This is a genomic window from Rhodoferax sp. GW821-FHT09E07 (assembly GCF_059416145.1).
On sequence record NZ_JBWKOP010000007.1, the window covers coordinates 234533 to 250267 of the forward strand.

General features: G+C 65.3%; 18 protein-coding genes. 13 read left to right on the plus strand and 5 right to left on the minus strand.

The window, feature by feature from the left end:
* The 4 genes from AC07OE_RS15505 (at nucleotide 1) to AC07OE_RS15520 (ending at nucleotide 3123) form a co-directional block, all read left to right on the plus strand.
* Nucleotides 1–582: a DUF1439 domain-containing protein gene (locus tag AC07OE_RS15505; protein ID WP_495071474.1), complete on the plus strand. Its 582-nt coding sequence runs from the start codon at nucleotides 1–3 to the stop codon at nucleotides 580–582.
* Between the two features lie 113 nt (nucleotides 583–695).
* Nucleotides 696–1103 (plus strand): helix-turn-helix transcriptional regulator, encoded by a 408-nt coding sequence (locus AC07OE_RS15510; protein ID WP_495071475.1) that lies wholly within the window; start codon nucleotides 696–698, stop codon nucleotides 1101–1103.
* Nucleotides 1100–2359 carry a type II toxin-antitoxin system HipA family toxin gene (locus AC07OE_RS15515; RefSeq protein ID WP_495071476.1) on the plus strand — a complete coding sequence of 420 codons (1260 nt, stop codon included), beginning with the start codon at nucleotides 1100–1102 and terminating at the stop codon, nucleotides 2357–2359. The genes AC07OE_RS15510 and AC07OE_RS15515 overlap by 4 nt, the downstream gene beginning before the upstream one ends.
* A 2-nt stretch (nucleotides 2360–2361) precedes the next feature.
* Entirely contained in the window at nucleotides 2362–3123 is a 762-nt protein-coding gene (locus tag AC07OE_RS15520) for a tRNA-uridine aminocarboxypropyltransferase (RefSeq protein WP_495071477.1), read from the plus strand.
* Here AC07OE_RS15520 and alkB read toward each other — a convergent pair.
* The gene (gene alkB, locus AC07OE_RS15525) at nucleotides 3120–3770 is read right to left on the minus strand and encodes a DNA oxidative demethylase AlkB (RefSeq protein ID WP_495071478.1); all 651 of its coding nucleotides are present in this window, start codon (nucleotides 3768–3770) and stop codon (nucleotides 3120–3122) included. The genes AC07OE_RS15520 and alkB overlap by 4 nt on opposite strands.
* A 207-nt stretch (nucleotides 3771–3977) precedes the next feature.
* On the opposite strand from alkB, the gene AC07OE_RS15530 reads away from it, so the two are divergent.
* The gene (locus AC07OE_RS15530) at nucleotides 3978–5432 is read left to right on the plus strand and encodes a sensor domain-containing diguanylate cyclase (protein WP_495071479.1); all 1455 of its coding nucleotides are present in this window, start codon (nucleotides 3978–3980) and stop codon (nucleotides 5430–5432) included.
* 55 nt (nucleotides 5433–5487) lie between these two features.
* Here the strand turns inward: AC07OE_RS15530 and AC07OE_RS15535 are convergent, their stop codons facing one another.
* The gene (locus AC07OE_RS15535) at nucleotides 5488–6345 is read right to left on the minus strand and encodes a pirin family protein (RefSeq protein ID WP_495071480.1); all 858 of its coding nucleotides are present in this window, start codon (nucleotides 6343–6345) and stop codon (nucleotides 5488–5490) included.
* A 111-nt stretch (nucleotides 6346–6456) separates the two neighbouring features.
* On the opposite strand from AC07OE_RS15535, the gene AC07OE_RS15540 reads away from it, so the two are divergent.
* Nucleotides 6457–7350: a LysR family transcriptional regulator gene (locus tag AC07OE_RS15540; RefSeq protein WP_495071481.1), complete on the plus strand. Its 894-nt coding sequence runs from the start codon at nucleotides 6457–6459 to the stop codon at nucleotides 7348–7350.
* A gap of 7 nt (nucleotides 7351–7357) precedes the next feature.
* Here AC07OE_RS15540 and AC07OE_RS15545 read toward each other — a convergent pair whose 3' ends face one another.
* Complete coding sequence (locus AC07OE_RS15545) at nucleotides 7358–8668, minus strand: homoserine dehydrogenase (protein WP_495071598.1); 1311 nt, start codon at nucleotides 8666–8668, stop codon at nucleotides 7358–7360.
* 313 nt (nucleotides 8669–8981) lie between these two features.
* Here AC07OE_RS15545 and AC07OE_RS15550 point away from each other — a divergent pair, with 313 nt between their 5' ends.
* Nucleotides 8982–9233, plus strand: a complete 252-nt coding sequence (locus tag AC07OE_RS15550; protein ID WP_495071482.1) for a hypothetical protein — start codon at nucleotides 8982–8984, stop codon at nucleotides 9231–9233.
* Nucleotides 9234–9245: 12 nt separating this feature from the next.
* A complete protein-coding gene (locus tag AC07OE_RS15555) occupies nucleotides 9246–10109 on the plus strand; it encodes a PA4780 family RIO1-like protein kinase (protein ID WP_495071483.1) in 864 nt (287 codons plus the stop codon).
* A 33-nt stretch (nucleotides 10110–10142) separates the two neighbouring features.
* On the opposite strand, the gene AC07OE_RS15560 is transcribed toward AC07OE_RS15555, so the two are convergent.
* Entirely contained in the window at nucleotides 10143–10787 is a 645-nt protein-coding gene (locus tag AC07OE_RS15560; RefSeq protein WP_495071484.1) for a TetR/AcrR family transcriptional regulator, read from the minus strand.
* Between the two features lie 74 nt (nucleotides 10788–10861).
* Here AC07OE_RS15560 and AC07OE_RS15565 point away from each other — a divergent pair, with 74 nt between their 5' ends.
* Genes AC07OE_RS15565 through AC07OE_RS15585 form a run of 5 tightly spaced genes read left to right on the plus strand, consistent with a single transcriptional unit; the run spans nucleotide 10862 to nucleotide 14078 of the window.
* A complete protein-coding gene (locus AC07OE_RS15565) occupies nucleotides 10862–11272 on the plus strand; it encodes a VOC family protein (protein WP_495071485.1) in 411 nt (136 codons plus the stop codon).
* Between the two features lie 21 nt (nucleotides 11273–11293).
* Nucleotides 11294–11818 carry an SRPBCC family protein gene (locus tag AC07OE_RS15570; protein ID WP_495071486.1) on the plus strand — a complete coding sequence of 175 codons (525 nt, stop codon included), beginning with the start codon at nucleotides 11294–11296 and terminating at the stop codon, nucleotides 11816–11818.
* A 4-nt stretch (nucleotides 11819–11822) separates the two neighbouring features.
* Nucleotides 11823–12176 carry a GFA family protein gene (locus AC07OE_RS15575; protein ID WP_495071487.1) on the plus strand — a complete coding sequence of 118 codons (354 nt, stop codon included), beginning with the start codon at nucleotides 11823–11825 and terminating at the stop codon, nucleotides 12174–12176.
* Nucleotides 12173–13840, plus strand: coding sequence for a DHA2 family efflux MFS transporter permease subunit (locus tag AC07OE_RS15580; RefSeq protein WP_495071488.1), 1668 nt, complete (start codon nucleotides 12173–12175; stop codon nucleotides 13838–13840). Before AC07OE_RS15575 ends, AC07OE_RS15580 begins: the two co-directional genes overlap by 4 nt.
* Nucleotides 13725–14078: a 5-carboxymethyl-2-hydroxymuconate isomerase gene (locus AC07OE_RS15585; protein ID WP_495071489.1), complete on the plus strand. Its 354-nt coding sequence runs from the start codon at nucleotides 13725–13727 to the stop codon at nucleotides 14076–14078. The genes AC07OE_RS15580 and AC07OE_RS15585 overlap by 116 nt, the downstream gene beginning before the upstream one ends.
* An 18-nt stretch (nucleotides 14079–14096) precedes the next feature.
* On the opposite strand, the gene AC07OE_RS15590 is transcribed toward AC07OE_RS15585, so the two are convergent.
* Nucleotides 14097–15671 carry an EAL domain-containing protein gene (locus AC07OE_RS15590; RefSeq protein WP_495071490.1) on the minus strand — a complete coding sequence of 525 codons (1575 nt, stop codon included), beginning with the start codon at nucleotides 15669–15671 and terminating at the stop codon, nucleotides 14097–14099.
* Nucleotides 15672–15735: the final 64 nt, after the last annotated feature.

Here is a 15735-nt window from a genome sequence, read left to right on the forward strand (position 1 = left end):
ATGCAACGCCGCTGGTTTCTCCCCACCCTGCTGTGCCTGCCGCTCACCCGGCTGGCATGGGCGGAAGAACCCGAGGCCGAAGACGAGCCCGCCAAGCAACCCAGCTACAAGGTGTCCATAGCGGCGCTGCAGGCGGCGGTGGGACAGCGTTTTCCGATGCGTTACCCGGTGCCGGGGCTGCTGAATCTGGATGTGCAGGTGCCCACGCTGCGCCTGCTGCCCGCGCAAAACCGCCTGGGTGCCGAGGCGGTGGTGGAAGCCGCAGGCCCCGCGCTGAACCGCAGCCACCAGGGCACGCTGGACGTGGAATTTGCGCTGCGCTACGAGGCCAGCGACCGCACGGTGCGCGCGCACCAGCTGCGCCTGAAGCGCCTGCAGTTCCCCACCCTGCCGCCCGCGGCCATGGCGCTCATCAACGTCTATGGCCCGGCGCTGGCCGAGCGCACACTGCTGGAGGTGGTGGTGCACCGCATGCGCCCCCAAGACCTGGCCCTGCCCGATGGCCTGGGCATGCAACCCGGCAGCATCACGGTGACGGATGCGGGGCTGACAATTGGCTTTGTGCCCAAGCCTTTGTCGTAAATGACATCATTCATAGATTTATGTTTTTATGCATTTTTAAGAACTCTATGAATTTCATTTGGCGAGTAAATCCATAGATTTACATAAATATGGCGATTTGCTAATATCTATGGATGCCACGACAAAACACCCCTCCCGCTGACTACCCGCAGGCCGTGGTCCAGCAGATTGCGCTGCTGGCACAAAACATCGTCATTGCACGCAAGCGCCGCAATGAAACGCAGGCGCAGTGGGCCAAAAAGCTCGGGGTGTCGCAACCCACCATGGCCCGCATTGAGCGCGGCGACCCCTCAGTGGCCATGGCGTCGTATGTGATGTGCATGTGGCTGATCAACCCTTCGGCCACGCTAGCGGACCTGATTGCCCCGCAGCAGGACCATGCGGCGTTGGAGCGCGAAATCGAGCGCATTCAGCCTCAGCGCACAACGCCAGCGCCCGCGGCCACCCGCCCGCGTGGTGGTGATGCAGCAGCGGGGCTGGCCGCCTTGATCGCTGCACAGGGACTGAGCAAGCCGCAATGACCACCCAAGATATCCACCCCAGCACCTATGTGCCCCAGGACCGGCTCTACGTGTGGGCACTGGTCAACCCTGCCAGCCCTGCGCTGGTGGGCGAGCTGCGGTTGTCGCCGCTGGTGCCCGACTGCGCCGTGTTTACCTATGCCCCCGCGTGGTGGAACTTTTCCCTGAGCGAAGACCTGCCGCTGATTGCAGGGCAAGACTTCAGCGTGGGAGAACGCAACAGCGTGCCCGGCGCGCTGGACGACGCACGGCCCGATCGCTGGGGCGAGCGCATCATCCGCAACATTGACCGGCCGGCCCGGCTCTCGGTGTTGGAGATGCTGCTGTTCGCGGGGGACGACCGCTTTGGGGCGCTGGGTATCTCGGTGTCGGCCGAACACTACCTGCCCCGCCGCATAGGCCCGTATCCACAGCTGGGCGATCTGGCGCAGCTGGCCCAGGCGGTAGAAGACGTGCAGCAGCAGGCCCCCATCACGCCAGAAGTTCGGCGACTGGTGCAGCCAGGTGCGACGCTAGGGGGCGCGCGGCCCAAGGCCCTGTTGCAGACGCCACAGGGTCCGTGCGTGGTGAAATTCAGCGAGCTGGAAGACCCGGTAGACACCCCCTGCATCGAGCACGCCACCATGACGCTGGCTGCCACGGCGGGTATCACGGTCGCGTCTACCGGGCTGCTGCCGCTGGCACCGCGCCACGGCAAGGCACGCCATGCGCTGACCATTCAGCGCTTTGACCGGCAGGGCCCGTTGCGGCTCCACTGCCTTTCCGCCCATGTGCTCTTGCGTGCTGCAGGTCTGTCTCTGAGCTACAGCGCCTTGAGCACCGTATTGCTGCGCCTGGGCCACCCTGACCAACAGGCCGCGCAGCGCGAGGAGTTGTTCAAACGGATGGTGTTCAACATCCTGATGGATAACACCGACGACCACGAGCGTAACCACTGTCTGCGCCTGGGGTTGGACGGCTACTACGGCCTATCACCAGCCTATGACGTGGTGCCTAGCTTGCAAAACTTGGGTTACCAAGCCCTGCAGGTGGGAACGCGGGGCGCAGAGTCCACGCTGGACAACGCACTCACCGAACGCCGGGAGTTTGGTCTGTCTGCCGAGCGCGCCCATGCGCTGGTGGCCGATGTGGCCCGCGTGGTGGACGGCTGGCAAGCCCACTTTGCCGAGCGTGGTGTGTGCGCGGCCGACATGGAGCTGCTGCGCGCAAGCATCGACCGTGATGCGCTGCGCCTGCAACGCAAAGCCTTTTGCTGAAAATGCCTGCTGCTCCATCGCTTCCCCACCCCCCGCACGCGGTCTCCCGCCTGCGCGCAGCGCGTCTGGCGCGCAGTGCCAAACCGTTTCTGGCGCGCGGCGGCATGAAGGCCGAGCGCTGCCCGGACTGCCGCGTGGCACCCTCGCACTGCATCTGCGCGCTACGGCCGGATATGCCCACGCGAGCGGGCGTGTGCCTGCTGATGGCGGACATTGAACCCATCAAGCCGAGCAACACGGGCTGGCTGATTGCCGACGTGGTGACCGACACCTGGGCCTTTGGCTGGGCCCGCACCGAGGTGGACCCCGCACTGCTCACCCTGCTGGCCGATCCGCAGTGGCAGCCCTATGTGGTGTTTCCCGGCGAGTTTGTGGCCGAGGGGCGGGTGGTGAACACGCTGCCTCCTGTCACTGACGATATGCCGGGCAAACGGCCGCTGTTTATCTTGCTGGACGCCACCTGGCCCGAGGCACGCAAGATGTTCCGCAAGAGCCCGTACCTGGACCGGTTTCCGGTGCTGAGCCTGCAGCCCGAGCAGATCTCGCGCTACCGCCTGCGCCGCAGCCGCCGCGATGACCACTTTTGCACCAGCGAGGTAGGCGCTCTGTGCCTGGAACTTGCCGGCGAGCCACGCGCCGCGCAGGCGCTGGAGGCTTGGCTGGATGTGTTCAGCCTGCACTACTTGCGCGCCAAGAACCAGTTGCCCCCGCTGTGGGACAGCGAGGCGCATACGCGACTACAGGCGCTGGGACAGCAGACCTAGCCGACCTTGCGAAACGTCACATTCACGCGCCGCCGCCCCACCAGGGGGTGGTCGCCGTCGGCCAGAGGCAGCACGCCGTGGAAGGCCAGGCGCGAGGGGCCGCCCCAGACCACCACGTCGCCATGGGCCAGGCGCAAGCGCTGGGTTTTGCCGGTGCGCTGCAGGCCGCCGAACAGAAAGGTGGCAGGCAGGCCGAATGAGAGGGACACCACGGGCGCGCGCAGGTCGCGCTCGTCGCGGTCCTGGTGCAGGCCAAGTTTGTTGCCAGGCAGGTACTGGTTGATCAGGCAGGAGTCGGGCACAAAGTCGGGGTAGCCGGCTTCCAGGGCGGCGCGCACCGCAAAGTCCATCAAACACGGCGGCATGGCGGGCCAGGGCTGGCGCGTGCCGGGGTGATGGGGGGCGTAGCGGTAGCCGCCGGGCTCGGACACCCAGCCCATGCTGCCGCAGCGCGTGGTCTGGATGGACATGGTGTGGCCGCCTGGTGTCTGCATGTGGCGCAGCGGCGCCTGGGCGATGACGGACTCCACGGCGGACAGCATCTGCACATCGTCCGCCCGACCCAGGCCGCGCAGCAGCACCGCACCGGGCGCGATGGCGGTGCGCAGGTCCTCAGTAGCCAGGGGCAGGTCGTCAAACAGGTCCACGGGGCGGGTGCAAGGCTGGGTTTGAAATACTGTATTTTTACACAGCTATTGAGTTGCAACACCACAGCCTGTCTTGCTTGCCATCAAGAAACGAAGCGCGGAGAATCCTGCCAGGGGATCCATCCTGTTGTCGTTCGCTGGCGCCTGCCGCCAGATGCCCTCGCAGAAGGGTGCACACAGGCCAAGAATTTCGTTGGAAAGTGTTCCATGAGTGGTCCTCTTCCCGCTATGCCACCAGTCAGCCCGGTGAGCGACGCATGCACCGTATCTGTTCGACAGCGGCGGTACGCGTTGCTGGTCGGCACTGCGCTGATTGCCTGGGGCGTTGTGCTGACACCGTTTGCCAACAACCCTTGGGCGCCCGTGCCGGGCTACATGACGGCCTTTGGCGCAGCCATGTTTGTGACCAACGTGCTGCTGGCTGCGCTGCTGTTCAACCGCGGTGTGGCCGAGCGCAGCGCGGCTACCGTCAAGCTGGGGTCGGCCTACCTCTATGTGGCCGTCATCTTCCTGCCCTTGATGGCGGCGTTTCCAGGTGCCTTTGTGCCCGGCAACCTGATCGGGGAGCCCGTCAGCGCGGTGTGGCTGTGGAGCTTTTGGCACGCGGGCTTTGCGGTGCTGATCTTGCGGTACGCCATGGATGTGCAGCGCCTGGCGGCGGGCCACCACGGCAAGCGCCCTTGGCCCTTACGCGAATGCGTGGCGGTGGTGGCGGCCGTGGTGCTGCTGGCAGGCGTGGCCACGGTGGGCCTGCCCTGGCTGCCGGCGCTGTTTGCCAACGGGAAGACGTTTTTTGAAGGGCCCATGCAACTCATTGCCTGGGGCGTATTGGGAGTGAATGTGGCGGCTTTGCTCAGCGTGGTGCGCATCCGCAACAAGACGTCGGAGCAGGTCTGGCTGGCTGTGGGCATGATCGCGGCCAGCCTGGACGTGTGGCTCACGTTCCATGGGTCCAACCGTTTCTCCATGGGCTGGTACCTGGCCAAGGTGGGCAGCCTGTTCACGTCCATGGTGGTGCTGATGTCGCTGTTTGTGGACCTGACGTCGTTGTACCGTCGTGTCACACAGGCCAACACCATGCTGGCCCAGCTGGCCAGCCGGGATGGTCTGACGGGCCTGGCCAACCGGCGTACCTTTGACGACATGCTGGCCACCGAATGGCGGCGCGCGCAGCGCCTGCAGCAACCGCTGGCCTTGCTGATGCTGGATGTGGACCACTTCAAGCTTTACAACGACACCTACGGCCACCTGGGCGGCGACGAGTGCCTGCGCCGCGTGGCCGGCGTCATCGCGGCCCACGGTGCCCGGCCCGGGGACCTGGCGGCGCGCTACGGCGGCGAGGAGTTCGCGGTCATTCTGCCCAACACCGATGCGGCCGGTGCTGCCAACCTGGCCACCCGCATCCGCGACGGTGTGGCCGCGCTGGGGCTGGTGCACCTGCAGTCCAGCCTGCGCAGGGTATCGGTCAGTATTGGGGTGGCGGCCACGCAGCCAAGCCAAGCGCAGCAGCCTGCCGCCCTGGTGTCCCAAGCCGACAGGGCGCTGTACAAAGCCAAGCACCTGGGGCGGGACCGCGTACACGTCGCCGCGGAACCGGTGACAACCGATACCGCGCCGGCGGGCGCCGCGCCCGCCTACCTTGCGGCCATGGCCACGCTATAAATTCAATAGCTGTCCGCCCATATTTTGCGGGGGCTAGCGGCCATTTTCTTCAGAACTACAACCGACCCTGCTGGCGCAGCAGCTGCGCGCGTTCGCGGATGCCGGCCTGGCCACGGTGGAGGGCGGCTTCGCTGGTGTGGACCGAGTAGGGGCCCATGTAGAGGTCGTGCGGATGCAGCACGCCAGAGCCGAGCACAAAGGCGGTGTCGGTTTGCGCCTCAAACTCGATGGCGCCACCGGCGTCGTCAAACACGGCCAGGTCACCCGTGCGCAGCGCGGCGGGCGCAGTGAGCACGCCTTCGCCCACGGCGGCCCAGGCCACGGTGTGGCCGGCGGGCGGCTCAAAGCGCCAGGTCTCACCGGCCTTGAGGTGCACGCCCAGGTAGGTCATGTCAGACGGTGCGGGGATGGGGCTGGTCTTGCCGCCGTAGCTGCCCAGCAGCACACGGGCCGGGCCTGCGTGGGGCACGCCTTCGGGGCCCAGGTAGATGCTGTGCGCCTCGGCCAGCTCCAACTCGGGCGGCATGGCCACCCAGAGCTGGAAGCCCAGCACGCGCTCGGTGTTGTCGGGCGCACCGGTGTGCCACACGCCGCCGCCAGCCATCATCCATTCCACACCGCCATTGGGCAGCACGCCGCGGGCACCTTGTTCGCCGGTGGTGTCTTCGTAGGCCGTCTGGCCACTCATCAGGTAGGTGAGCGTGGCAATGCCCGAGTGTGGGTGCATGCCAAAGCGCGGCGGCTGGCCGCCGGCGGCCACCTCAAAGCGGTCCAGAAAGATGAAGGGCTTGAGCACTTCGCCCAGGTCGCCGGGGCTGACCAGGCGTGTGATGGCGCCATGCGTGCTGCCGCGCGTGCGGTGCACGATGGGGCGTTGTTGGACGGTAACTTCAGCGGTAGCGGCTGCAGACATGGTGATCTCCTCAAACGGTGAATCAAGCGATGCCTGTAGGTTAGGGCTTGCCCTATTACTTGTGTAGGCGCCACAATTGGCATTCACTATGCCGTTTTCGTTAGGAATTAGATGCTGGACCTGAACCAGATGGCGCTGTTTGTGCAGGTGGTGCAAGCCGGCAGCTTTGCCGAGGCGGCGCGCCGCTTGGGCATGCCGCCTACCACGCTAAGCCGCCAGGTGGCGCAGCTGGAGGACAGCCTGCAAGCCCGGCTGCTGCAGCGCACCACCCGCAAGCTGACGCTGACCGATGCGGGCCGCACGCTGTTTGACCAGAGCGCGGCGCAGATCGCCACGCTGCAAGACGCGGCCAGTGCACTGGCCGGCCACAGCCAGGCACCCAAGGGCCATGTGCGGGTGGCCGCGCCCTCGGGCTTTTTTGACTACTTTGCGATGGACTGGGTGGCTGAGTTTTTGGCCGCGCACCCGGGCGTGCAGCTGGAGTTTGTGCTGAGCGACGGCATGGCGGATGTGGTGGGCGAGGGAATTGATGTGGCGTTTCGCGGCAGCGGGGAGCTGCCGGACTCCAGCCTGGTGGCGCGCAAGGTGGCCAGCAGCTACCTGGCGCTGGCAGCCAGCCCGGCCTACCTGGCTGCGCGCGGCACACCGCAGAACATTGACGACCTAACCCTGCACGACTGCATCTGCCCCGCGCACACGGGCGGCCATGGCAGCTGGCGCCTGAACGGACCCGACGGCCCGGTGCAGGTGGCGGTGCATGGACGCCTGGGTGCCAGCACTGGCCAGGCCCAGCGCAAGGCGGCCGAGGCGGGCTTGGGGCTATGCCTGCTGCCCATCAATGCACTGCAGGACAGCCTGCGCAGCGGCGCGCTGGTGGAGGTGCTGCCGGGTGTGGCGAGCGCGCCGGCAGGCATGTACGTGGTCTACCCCAGCCGCCGCCATGTGCCACGCGCGGTGACGGCGTTTGTGGAGATGGCGGTGCAGCGGCTGCAGGCGGTGATCTGAGCAGCGCTCAGGCCAGTGCCTCCATGCGCAGCGTGCTGGCAAAGCCCATGACATGGGGCAGTGCTTCCAGTTGCGCCACGGCGGCGCGCAGCCGGTGCTCTGGCACGGTGTCCGTCAACAGCACCAGTGCATTCAGCTCGGCATCCTCGGCGTGGTCAAACACCTGCATCTGCTGCACGCGCACACCCGCCTCGGCCAGCAAGCCCATGGCCTGCGGCACCGTGCGCGCGGCGCGGGCCACGTCCAGGCGCAGGTACCAGGCGGTTTCAACATCGGCAATGGGCGCCACGGGCAAACGGGCGATGGCGTGGGGCTGGAAGGCTAGCGACGGCACACGGTGGCGTGGCGCCACGTCGGACACGCGGGCCAGGTCCACCAGATCGGCAATCACGGCCGAGGCGGTTTGCTCGGAGCCTGCACCTGCGCCGTAGTACATGGTCAGGCCTGCGGCATCGCTTTTCACCATCACCGCGTTCATGGAGCCATGCACCTGCGCCAGCAGATGGTCGGCCGCCACCAGCGTGGGATGCACGCGCAGCTCCAACCCTTGCAAATGCCGCTTGGCAATGCCCAGCAGCTTGACGCGGTAACCCATGCGTTCGGCAAAGGCGATGTCCACGGCGTCCAGCGCGGTGATGCCTTCCACATGCACCTGGTCGAACTGGGGCGGCACGCCAAAGGCATTGGCCGCCAGCAGCGTGAGCTTGTGCGCGGCGTCCACGCCTTCCACATCGAAGGTGGGATCGGCCTCGGCATAGCCCTTGGCTTGCGCGTCGGCCAGGGCATCTGCAAAGCGCACGCCCTTGGTCTTCATCTCAGACAGGATGTAGTTGGTGGTGCCGTTGATGATGCCGGCCACCCATGCGATGCGGTTGGCGCAGAGCCCTTCGCGCAGCGCCTTGATGACGGGGATGCTGACGGCCACCGCGCCCTCGTACGCCACCACCACGCCTTGCGCCTGGGCGGCCGTAAAGATCTCCTCGCCGTGAACGGCCAGCAGGGCCTTGTTGGCGGTGACCACATGCTTGCCGTTGGCAATGGCGCGCAGCACCAGCTCACGCGCCAGCGTTGTGCCGCCCATCACTTCCACCACCACATCGATGTCCGGGTGGTTCACCACCTGAAAGGGATCGTCGGTCAGCGCAACATCGTTGCCCACGATGGTGGCCGCACGTGCCAGCTTGCGTACCGCAATCAGCACCAGTTCCATGCGCCGGCCACTGCGGGCGGCGATCAGCTTGGCGTTGCGCCGCAAGACGGTGTAGGTGCCAGCGCCCACCGTGCCCAAGCCCAGCATGCCAATGCGCAGGGGTGCGATGGCGTGCACAGGCGCGGCAGGGGCGTGGCTGCTGACAGCAAAACTAGCGAGATGATCTTGGTACATAAAACTCTCCGAACAGTTGCTAACCCAGCTGCCTGGGCTGGGTTGTTCGGGGAGATACACCAGGTGGCAGCCGGAACGGCCACCTGCACGACGCTCAGGCAGCCGTGGTTGTAATGGTGGTAATCATTCGTGCAGCCTGAGCCCGCGCCACAGGCATGGCGCTAAAAGGGATGAGGCGGAGCGTGCACGACATGGGAATAAGCATAGCACGCGCGTTGCGGATGCCCCAAGCGGCGACAATCCTCCCATGACCGATAACTACAAAGCCGCTGAACTGGCCCGCGAAGCCGCGCTGTGCGAACCCTGCCGGGGCATCCAGCGCAACTGGCGCCGCGCCCCTGGCCACGCCGAACTGGTGCAGGGCGACAACCGCAAGGAAGACCGCGATGGCCGCGCCGTCACCGTGACGCGCTACCGCTGCGACCGCTGTGGTTCCATCTGGGACTACGAGAACAACAAAGCCAACCAGCAAGCCGGCTGGTCGCTGCCGCGCCGCTGAGCACGGCCGGCCATGAAAGCACCCCCCAGACTGCAGTCCCTCGTCGAAGAGGGCCTGATCGACACCGTGGTGCGCCAGCTCATGAGCGGCAAGGAGGCCATGGTGTTTGTGGTGCGCGCGGGCGAGCAGACGCTGTGCGCCAAGATCTACAAAGAGGCCAACAACCGCAGCTTTCGCCAGGCAGTGGACTACACCGAAAACCGCAAGGTCAAGAACTCGCGCTCGGCGCGCGCCATGGCCAAAGGCAGCAAGTTTGGCCGGCAGGAGCAGGAAGCCGCGTGGCAAAGCGCCGAGGTGGATGCACTGTACCGCCTGGCGGCAGCCGGCGTGCGCGTGCCGCAGCCCATCAATTTTCACGACGGTGTGCTGCTGATGGAGCTGGTGACGGATGCGGATGGCGATGCGGCCCCGCGCCTGAACGATGTGGCCTTCACACCCGAGCAAGCGCTGCAGCACCACACCACACTGGTAGCCGAGGTGGTGCGCATGCTGTGTGCAGGCGTGGTGCACGGGGACTTGTCGGAGTTCAACATCCTGCTCGCACACTCCGACGGTGCGGACTTCCCCGTGATCATCGACCTGCCGCAAGCGGTGGATGCCGCAGGCAACAACCACGCGCAGCGCATGCTGCTGCGCGATGTGGCCAACCTGCGCGACTTCTTTGGCCAGTTTGCGCCAGCGCTCTTGAAGACCGACTACGGCCCCGAGATCTGGAGCCTGTACCAGGGCGGCATGCTCAGCAACGAGACACCACTGACCGGCCACTACGAGCGCACCAACGCCGATGTGGACATGGCGGCCGTGCTGCGCGAGATCGACGACGCGCGTGCCGAAGACGCGGCGCGCCGACTGCGCATGGCAGCCGCGTCGCTATAAAAACAGGAGCTGCTCGCGCAATTTCTGCGGGGGCTAGAGGCCTTTTTCGACCATATCCAGCAGGCGCTGGCCGAACTGGTGGAAGTGCGGCCCCACGGGCGCCGCCAGCGGGCCATCCACGACCAGCATGGCCAGCCCGTGCACCGCAGACCAGGCCAAGATTTCCGCTCCCGGGCGGCGTGCCGGCGGCATCAATCCCGCCTGCACCAGCAGGTCCACCGCATCGCAGAGCAGCTCGTAGGGGTTGCGCCCGCCGGGGCCTGCGGTGGGCAATTCGGGCGTGGCCTGGATGAGTTTGTCGGACGGTGCAAATGCGGTGCGGAACAGGCCCGGTTCGGTCTGGGCAAAGTGCAGGTAGCCCGTGCCCACGGCACGCACGCTGGCACGCGCGTGGTCGGCGGCAGACAGGTCAGGGGACAGCGTGGCCAGCTCTTTTTCCATGGATAGCGCCACGCCCTGCAGGGCTGCGGCGCGCACCGCCTGCAGCAGCACCTGCTGGCTGGCGAAGTGGCGGTAGGCCGCATTGGGTGCCACACCCACACGGCGCGTGGCTTCGCGCAGCGCCACTGCCGCGGGGCCGCCCTCGCGCGCCAGCGCAATGCCAGCATCCAGCAGGGCGCGGCGCAGGTCGCCATGGCGGTAGGTATCACGAACGGGGGGGGAAACAGATCGGGGCATGGCAATCACATGTGGACAGTGTCCATTATCTTTGCTACTCTTTGTGGACGGTGTACACAATTAAGGAGTTTTCCATGAAAGTTGAGCCCTATGTGTTTTTCAATGGCCGTTGCGAGGAGGCCATTGCCTTCTACCAGCAGGCGCTGGGCGCGGAGGTGACCTACCAGATCCGCATGAACGAAGCCCCCGATCCGCCTCCGCCCGGGGCCATACCCGCGGGGTTTGAGCACAAGATCATGCATGCCAATTTGCGCATTGGCAGCACCTTCCTGATGGTGTCAGACGGTAACAGCGATATGCAACCCAGCTTCAAGGGGTTTACGCTGTCGCTGGGTGTGGCCGACGCAGCCGAGGCCGAACGCACATTCCAGGCGCTTGCCCAGGGAGGCACCGTCAAGATGCCATTGGGCAAGACCTTCTGGTCACCCGCCTTTGGCATGTTGGAAGACAAGTTTGGCGTCGGCTGGATGGTGATTGCACCCTGACAAAAATACAGGAGGAAACCCATGTTCATTGTTTTCGCCATTGCCGTCCTCGTCCTGGGCGTGCTGCTGTATGCGTCGACCAAGCCGGACAACTTCCATGTGGAGCGCTCGGTCCGCATCGATGCAACGCCGGATGCCATCTTTCCGCTGATCAACGACTTGCACCGCTGGGATGCCTGGACGCCCTACAACAAGGACCCCGCGATGCAGAAGACTTACAGCGGCGCCGCTGCCGGTGTGGGCGCGCGCTATGCGTGGGAGGGCAACAAGCAGGTGGGGCAAGGCGAAATCAGCATCCGCGAAGCGCAACCACCCCAGCTGCTGGTGTTTGACCTGCACATGATCAAACCCTTTGAGGGGCGCAATGTGGCCCGCTTCCATCTGGAACCCGAGGGCGGCTCCACGCGCGTGACCTGGAGCCTGGACGACAAGCACACGCTGATCCACAAGGTCATGGGCATCTTTTTGAACCTGGACAAGATGATCGGCAAGGACTTTGCGGTGGGCTTGGCCCAACTGAAAACTGTGGTGGAACGACAAGGGTAGACGCATGAACCAGACGTACCAAGGGAGCTGCCACTGCGGGCAGATCGCATTTGAGGTGGAGGGCGAACTGACGGGCGCCACCGATTGCAACTGCTCCATCTGCCAGCGCAAGGGCACGCTGATGTGGTTTGTGCCACGCACCCAGTTGCACCTGCGCACCGCCCCGGAGGCCATGCGCAGCTACACCTTCCACAAACACGTGATCCAGCACTACTTCTGCCCCACTTGCGGCATGCATCCGTTTGGCGAAGCCGTGGGCCCGGACGGCACGGCAATGGCAGCGGTGAATATCCGCTGCCTGGAAGGGGTAGACGTGTACGACATCCCCGTGCACCACCACAACGGACGCGCGCTGTGAGTGCGGCGCACCCGCTGGCGCACAAGCGCTGGTCCGCTTTGGTGCTGTTGTGCCTGGGCGAACTGATGATCGTGCTGGACACGACCATCGTGAACGTGGCCCTGCCCTCCATCCAGGCCGACCTGCGCTTCAGCGAGACCACCCTGGTGTGGGTGGTAAACGCCTACATGCTGACCTTTGGCGGTCTCATGCTGCTGGGTGGACGGCTGGGCGATTTGTACGGGCAGCGCAAGCTGTTTGTCGCGGGCATTGTGCTGTTCACACTCGCCTCGTTGGGGTGCGGGCTGGCCAACAGCCAGGGACTGTTGGTGGCGGCGCGGGCTGTGCAGGGCGTAGGTGGCGCGGTGGTCTCGGCCGTGGCGCTGTCGCTCATCATGAATCTGTTCACCGAGCCCGAAGACCGCGCCAAGGCCATGGGGGTGTACGGTTTTGTGTGCGCCGGGGGAGGCAGCCTGGGGGTGCTGTTGGGCGGCGTGCTCACCAGCAACCTGAGCTGGCACTGGGTGTTTTTGGTGAACCTGCCGGTGGGTGTGGCCATCTGCGTGGCCAGCCTGGCGCTGCTGCCCCCAGACACCCCGCCCCTACAACGCCCGCGGCTGGACGTGGCGGGGGCCCTCACGGTCACGCTGTCGCTGATTCTGGCGGTGTACGCCATCGTGAACGGCAACGCCGTGGGGTGGGCCACGCTGCAAACCCTGGGCATGCTGGGCGGCGCGGTGCTGCTGTTCATGGCTTTCATCACGATCGAGTCACGGGTGCAGGCGCCGCTGGTGCCCCTGGGGCTGTTCAAGCTGCGCAACCTGTCCATTGCCAACGGCATTGGCGTGCTGTGGGCGGCGGCCATGTTTGCCTCGTTCTTTGTGTCGGCGCTGTACATGCAACTGGTGCTGAACTACAGCGCCATGCAGGTGGGGTTGGCGTTTCTGCCGTCCAACCTGCTCATGGCGATGTTCTCGCTGGGCCTGTCGGCCAAGATGGTGATGCGCTGGGGCATCCGCGTGCCCCTGTGCCTGGGCCTCATGCTGGCGGCAGTGGGGCTGGCGCTGTTTGCACGTGCACCGGTGAACGGCGACATGTGGCGCGATGTGATTCCCGGCATGCTGCTATTGGGCTTGGGCGCGGGCATGGCACTCAACCCCTTGCTGCTGGTGGCCATGGACGATGTGGGCCCCGAACAATCGGGACTGGCATCCGGCGTGGTGAACACCGCGTTCATGATGGGCGGTGCCCTGGGCCTGGCCGTCTTGGCCAGTCTGGCCGACGCCCGCACGGACACCCTGCGCAACACCGGCGCCAGTGCTGCCGAGGCGTTAAACGGCGGCTACCAGTTGGCGTTTTTACTGGGAGCCGGATGTGGATTGGCGGCAGCGGTGTTGGGGGTTTGGCTGAGGCCCGTGGCGACTACCCAGACCAGCGCAACTGCCCCGTGCACTAGCGGGCGCACGGGTTGTGCAGAGCCCTTACCATCGGTGCGCTACCACCCACCGAGAGTCTGCCATGCCCCATCTGGTCATTCTGTACACCGCCAACCTGGACCGTGCAACCGATATGTCTGCCCTGTGCCGCACGATGGCCGACACCATGCTGGCGCAGCGCGACGAAACCGGAAATCAGGTCTTCCCCACCGGGGGTGTGCGCGTGCTGGCCTACCCGGCGGCGCATAGCGCGGTGGCCGATGGCAAGGGGGACTATGGCTTTGTCTATCTGAACCTGCGGATTGCACGCGGGCGCAGCGCCTCAGTGCAAAAACAGATCGGGGACGCACTGACCGCTGCTGTGGGCGCGCACTTTGCCGCGCTGCTGGCACAGAACCCCCTGGGCATCACGCTGCAAATTGACGAAGGCACCGAGGTGTATGACGGCAAGCACAGCACCTTGCACCCGCTGTTCAACAAGGCCTGACCTCGGGCCTGTACGGCCTCACACCGCGTTACGGTGGGTCTGCAGGTAGGACAGGAACTGCTGGATGGCCATGGGCCGGGCGAAGTAATAACCCTGGCCATAGTCCACCCCCAATGTGCGCAACTGCGTGGCTTGGGCCGCGGTTTCAATGCCTTCGGCTATCACCTGGCTCTGCACCGCCTTGGCAATGCCAATGATCTCCGGGATCAGGCTGGAGCGCAGGGTGATGTCTTCCATTTCAAACACAAACGACTTGTCGATCTTGATGAAATCCGGCGCCACCTTTTTCACCACTCCCAGGTTGGAGTAGCCGGTGCCGAAATCGTCCAGCGAGATCAGATAACCATCCGCCTTGAGGCGTTGCAGGTGCGGCACGATCTCGGGAGAGAAGTTGTACTCGGTCACCTCCAGCTCCACCTGCAGGTCGCTGCGACGCAGAGCCTGCAACTGCGCTTGCAGGTGGTTGTGGATGACGTCACGCTGCAGGTTGTGCGGGAAGAAATTCAGGGCCACCTTGAAGCTGTTCATCTGCACAGGCAGCTCGGCGCCCAGCTCGCGCAGGGCACGGGCGCTGACGGCCGCGTCAAACACCCAACCCAGTTTCTGGCGCATCAGTGCGGGAATGAACTGGTCGGGGTAGACCAGCGTGTCCCCATCACGCAGGCGCGCCAGCACTTCGCAGCCCACGACGCGGCCGGTGGCCAGATCCAGAATGGGCTGGTAATGGCACTCCAGATTGGCCGCGTTGCACAGGTCATGGATGCGGTACTCCATGGACTGGTAGTGTCGGCAGCGGCGCCGTACTACGTCACTCACCAAAAATCCCAGCAGCAGGCATACGCAGGCGACCGCCACCAGCACGGCCATGTGGGCTTGGTACAAGGGCCACAGCGCGACAGCAGACTGGACCGAGATGGGGCTGACCCCAGGTTCGGTGGTGGTAACCAGCACCAGACCCCGACCCGCGTAGAACTGCAGGTGCGGCGTGTCTGCCGCCACCATGGACTCGGGAAGCACACTGCCCTTGCCCTTGAACACCTGGGTGCGCTGGTTGCCGGCGCCGGCCCACACGCCATCGGCGTACTGCAGCCACACATTGCGCGTGGCGTCGGGCTGAATGGCCACCTGGAAACGGCCACGTTCCACCACGGTGGCGGCGATCGTGCCCTGCGAGAGCTGCAGCTGGCTGCCGCGGTAATAGCGGCCAATAGAGCCGTCAATGCCCCCGGTGCCCGCGGGCCGTGGCGCAGCCAGCAGGCCGATGCTGGTGTTGCAAAACAGCTGGCGCTGGGGGTCCAGCAAGCCAATGTCACCCGAATAGGGGTGGCTGAACAACAGGCTGCGCAGCTGGTTCAGGTTTTCAGGCGAACACTCGGGTTTGTAGGTCTGGCTGAGTTCGTCCAGCAACTCTCGGATGTCCGTCTGCACCACCTGCATGGTGCGCACGACCTGCGCATGGCCGGCCTCTATCTCTTGCACACGCAGTTGCAGTACCAACAGCAGTGCGGCCAGGGCGATGGCCAATGCCAACGCATAGCCACACAGTGCACCCACCAACCGGGGATGGCGACCCAACAGGCGGGTCAGAGACATCGAGCGATTTGGCGGGGAAGACAAGGGCATGGGAAATTATGGAGGATTCCCAGCCCCTGTGTCA

Excerpts from the sequence above, each read along its gene's own strand:
- AC07OE_RS15510 (WP_495071475.1), top strand. The coding sequence starts at position 696 with ATGCCACGACAAAACACCCCTCCCGCTGACTACCCGCAGGCCGTGGTC.
- AC07OE_RS15515 (WP_495071476.1), top strand. The coding sequence starts at position 1,100 with ATGACCACCCAAGATATCCACCCCAGCACCTATGTGCCCCAGGACCGG.
- AC07OE_RS15530 (WP_495071479.1), top strand. The coding sequence starts at position 3,978 with ATGAGTGGTCCTCTTCCCGCTATGCCACCAGTCAGCCCGGTGAGCGAC.
- AC07OE_RS15565 (WP_495071485.1), top strand. The coding sequence starts at position 10,862 with ATGAAAGTTGAGCCCTATGTGTTTTTCAATGGCCGTTGCGAGGAGGCC.
- AC07OE_RS15540 (WP_495071481.1), top strand. The coding sequence starts at position 6,457 with ATGCTGGACCTGAACCAGATGGCGCTGTTTGTGCAGGTGGTGCAAGCC.
- AC07OE_RS15505 (WP_495071474.1), top strand. The coding sequence starts at position 1 with ATGCAACGCCGCTGGTTTCTCCCCACCCTGCTGTGCCTGCCGCTCACC.
- AC07OE_RS15520 (WP_495071477.1), top strand. The coding sequence starts at position 2,362 with ATGCCTGCTGCTCCATCGCTTCCCCACCCCCCGCACGCGGTCTCCCGC.
- AC07OE_RS15590 (WP_495071490.1), bottom strand. The coding sequence starts at position 15,671 with ATGTCTCTGACCCGCCTGTTGGGTCGCCATCCCCGGTTGGTGGGTGCA.
- AC07OE_RS15560 (WP_495071484.1), bottom strand. The coding sequence starts at position 10,787 with ATGCCCCGATCTGTTTCCCCCCCCGTTCGTGATACCTACCGCCATGGC.
- AC07OE_RS15585 (WP_495071489.1), top strand. The coding sequence starts at position 13,725 with ATGTCTGCCCTGTGCCGCACGATGGCCGACACCATGCTGGCGCAGCGC.
- AC07OE_RS15550 (WP_495071482.1), top strand. The coding sequence starts at position 8,982 with ATGACCGATAACTACAAAGCCGCTGAACTGGCCCGCGAAGCCGCGCTG.
- AC07OE_RS15555 (WP_495071483.1), top strand. The coding sequence starts at position 9,246 with ATGAAAGCACCCCCCAGACTGCAGTCCCTCGTCGAAGAGGGCCTGATC.
- AC07OE_RS15570 (WP_495071486.1), top strand. The coding sequence starts at position 11,294 with ATGTTCATTGTTTTCGCCATTGCCGTCCTCGTCCTGGGCGTGCTGCTG.
- AC07OE_RS15575 (WP_495071487.1), top strand. The coding sequence starts at position 11,823 with ATGAACCAGACGTACCAAGGGAGCTGCCACTGCGGGCAGATCGCATTT.
- AC07OE_RS15535 (WP_495071480.1), bottom strand. The coding sequence starts at position 6,345 with ATGTCTGCAGCCGCTACCGCTGAAGTTACCGTCCAACAACGCCCCATC.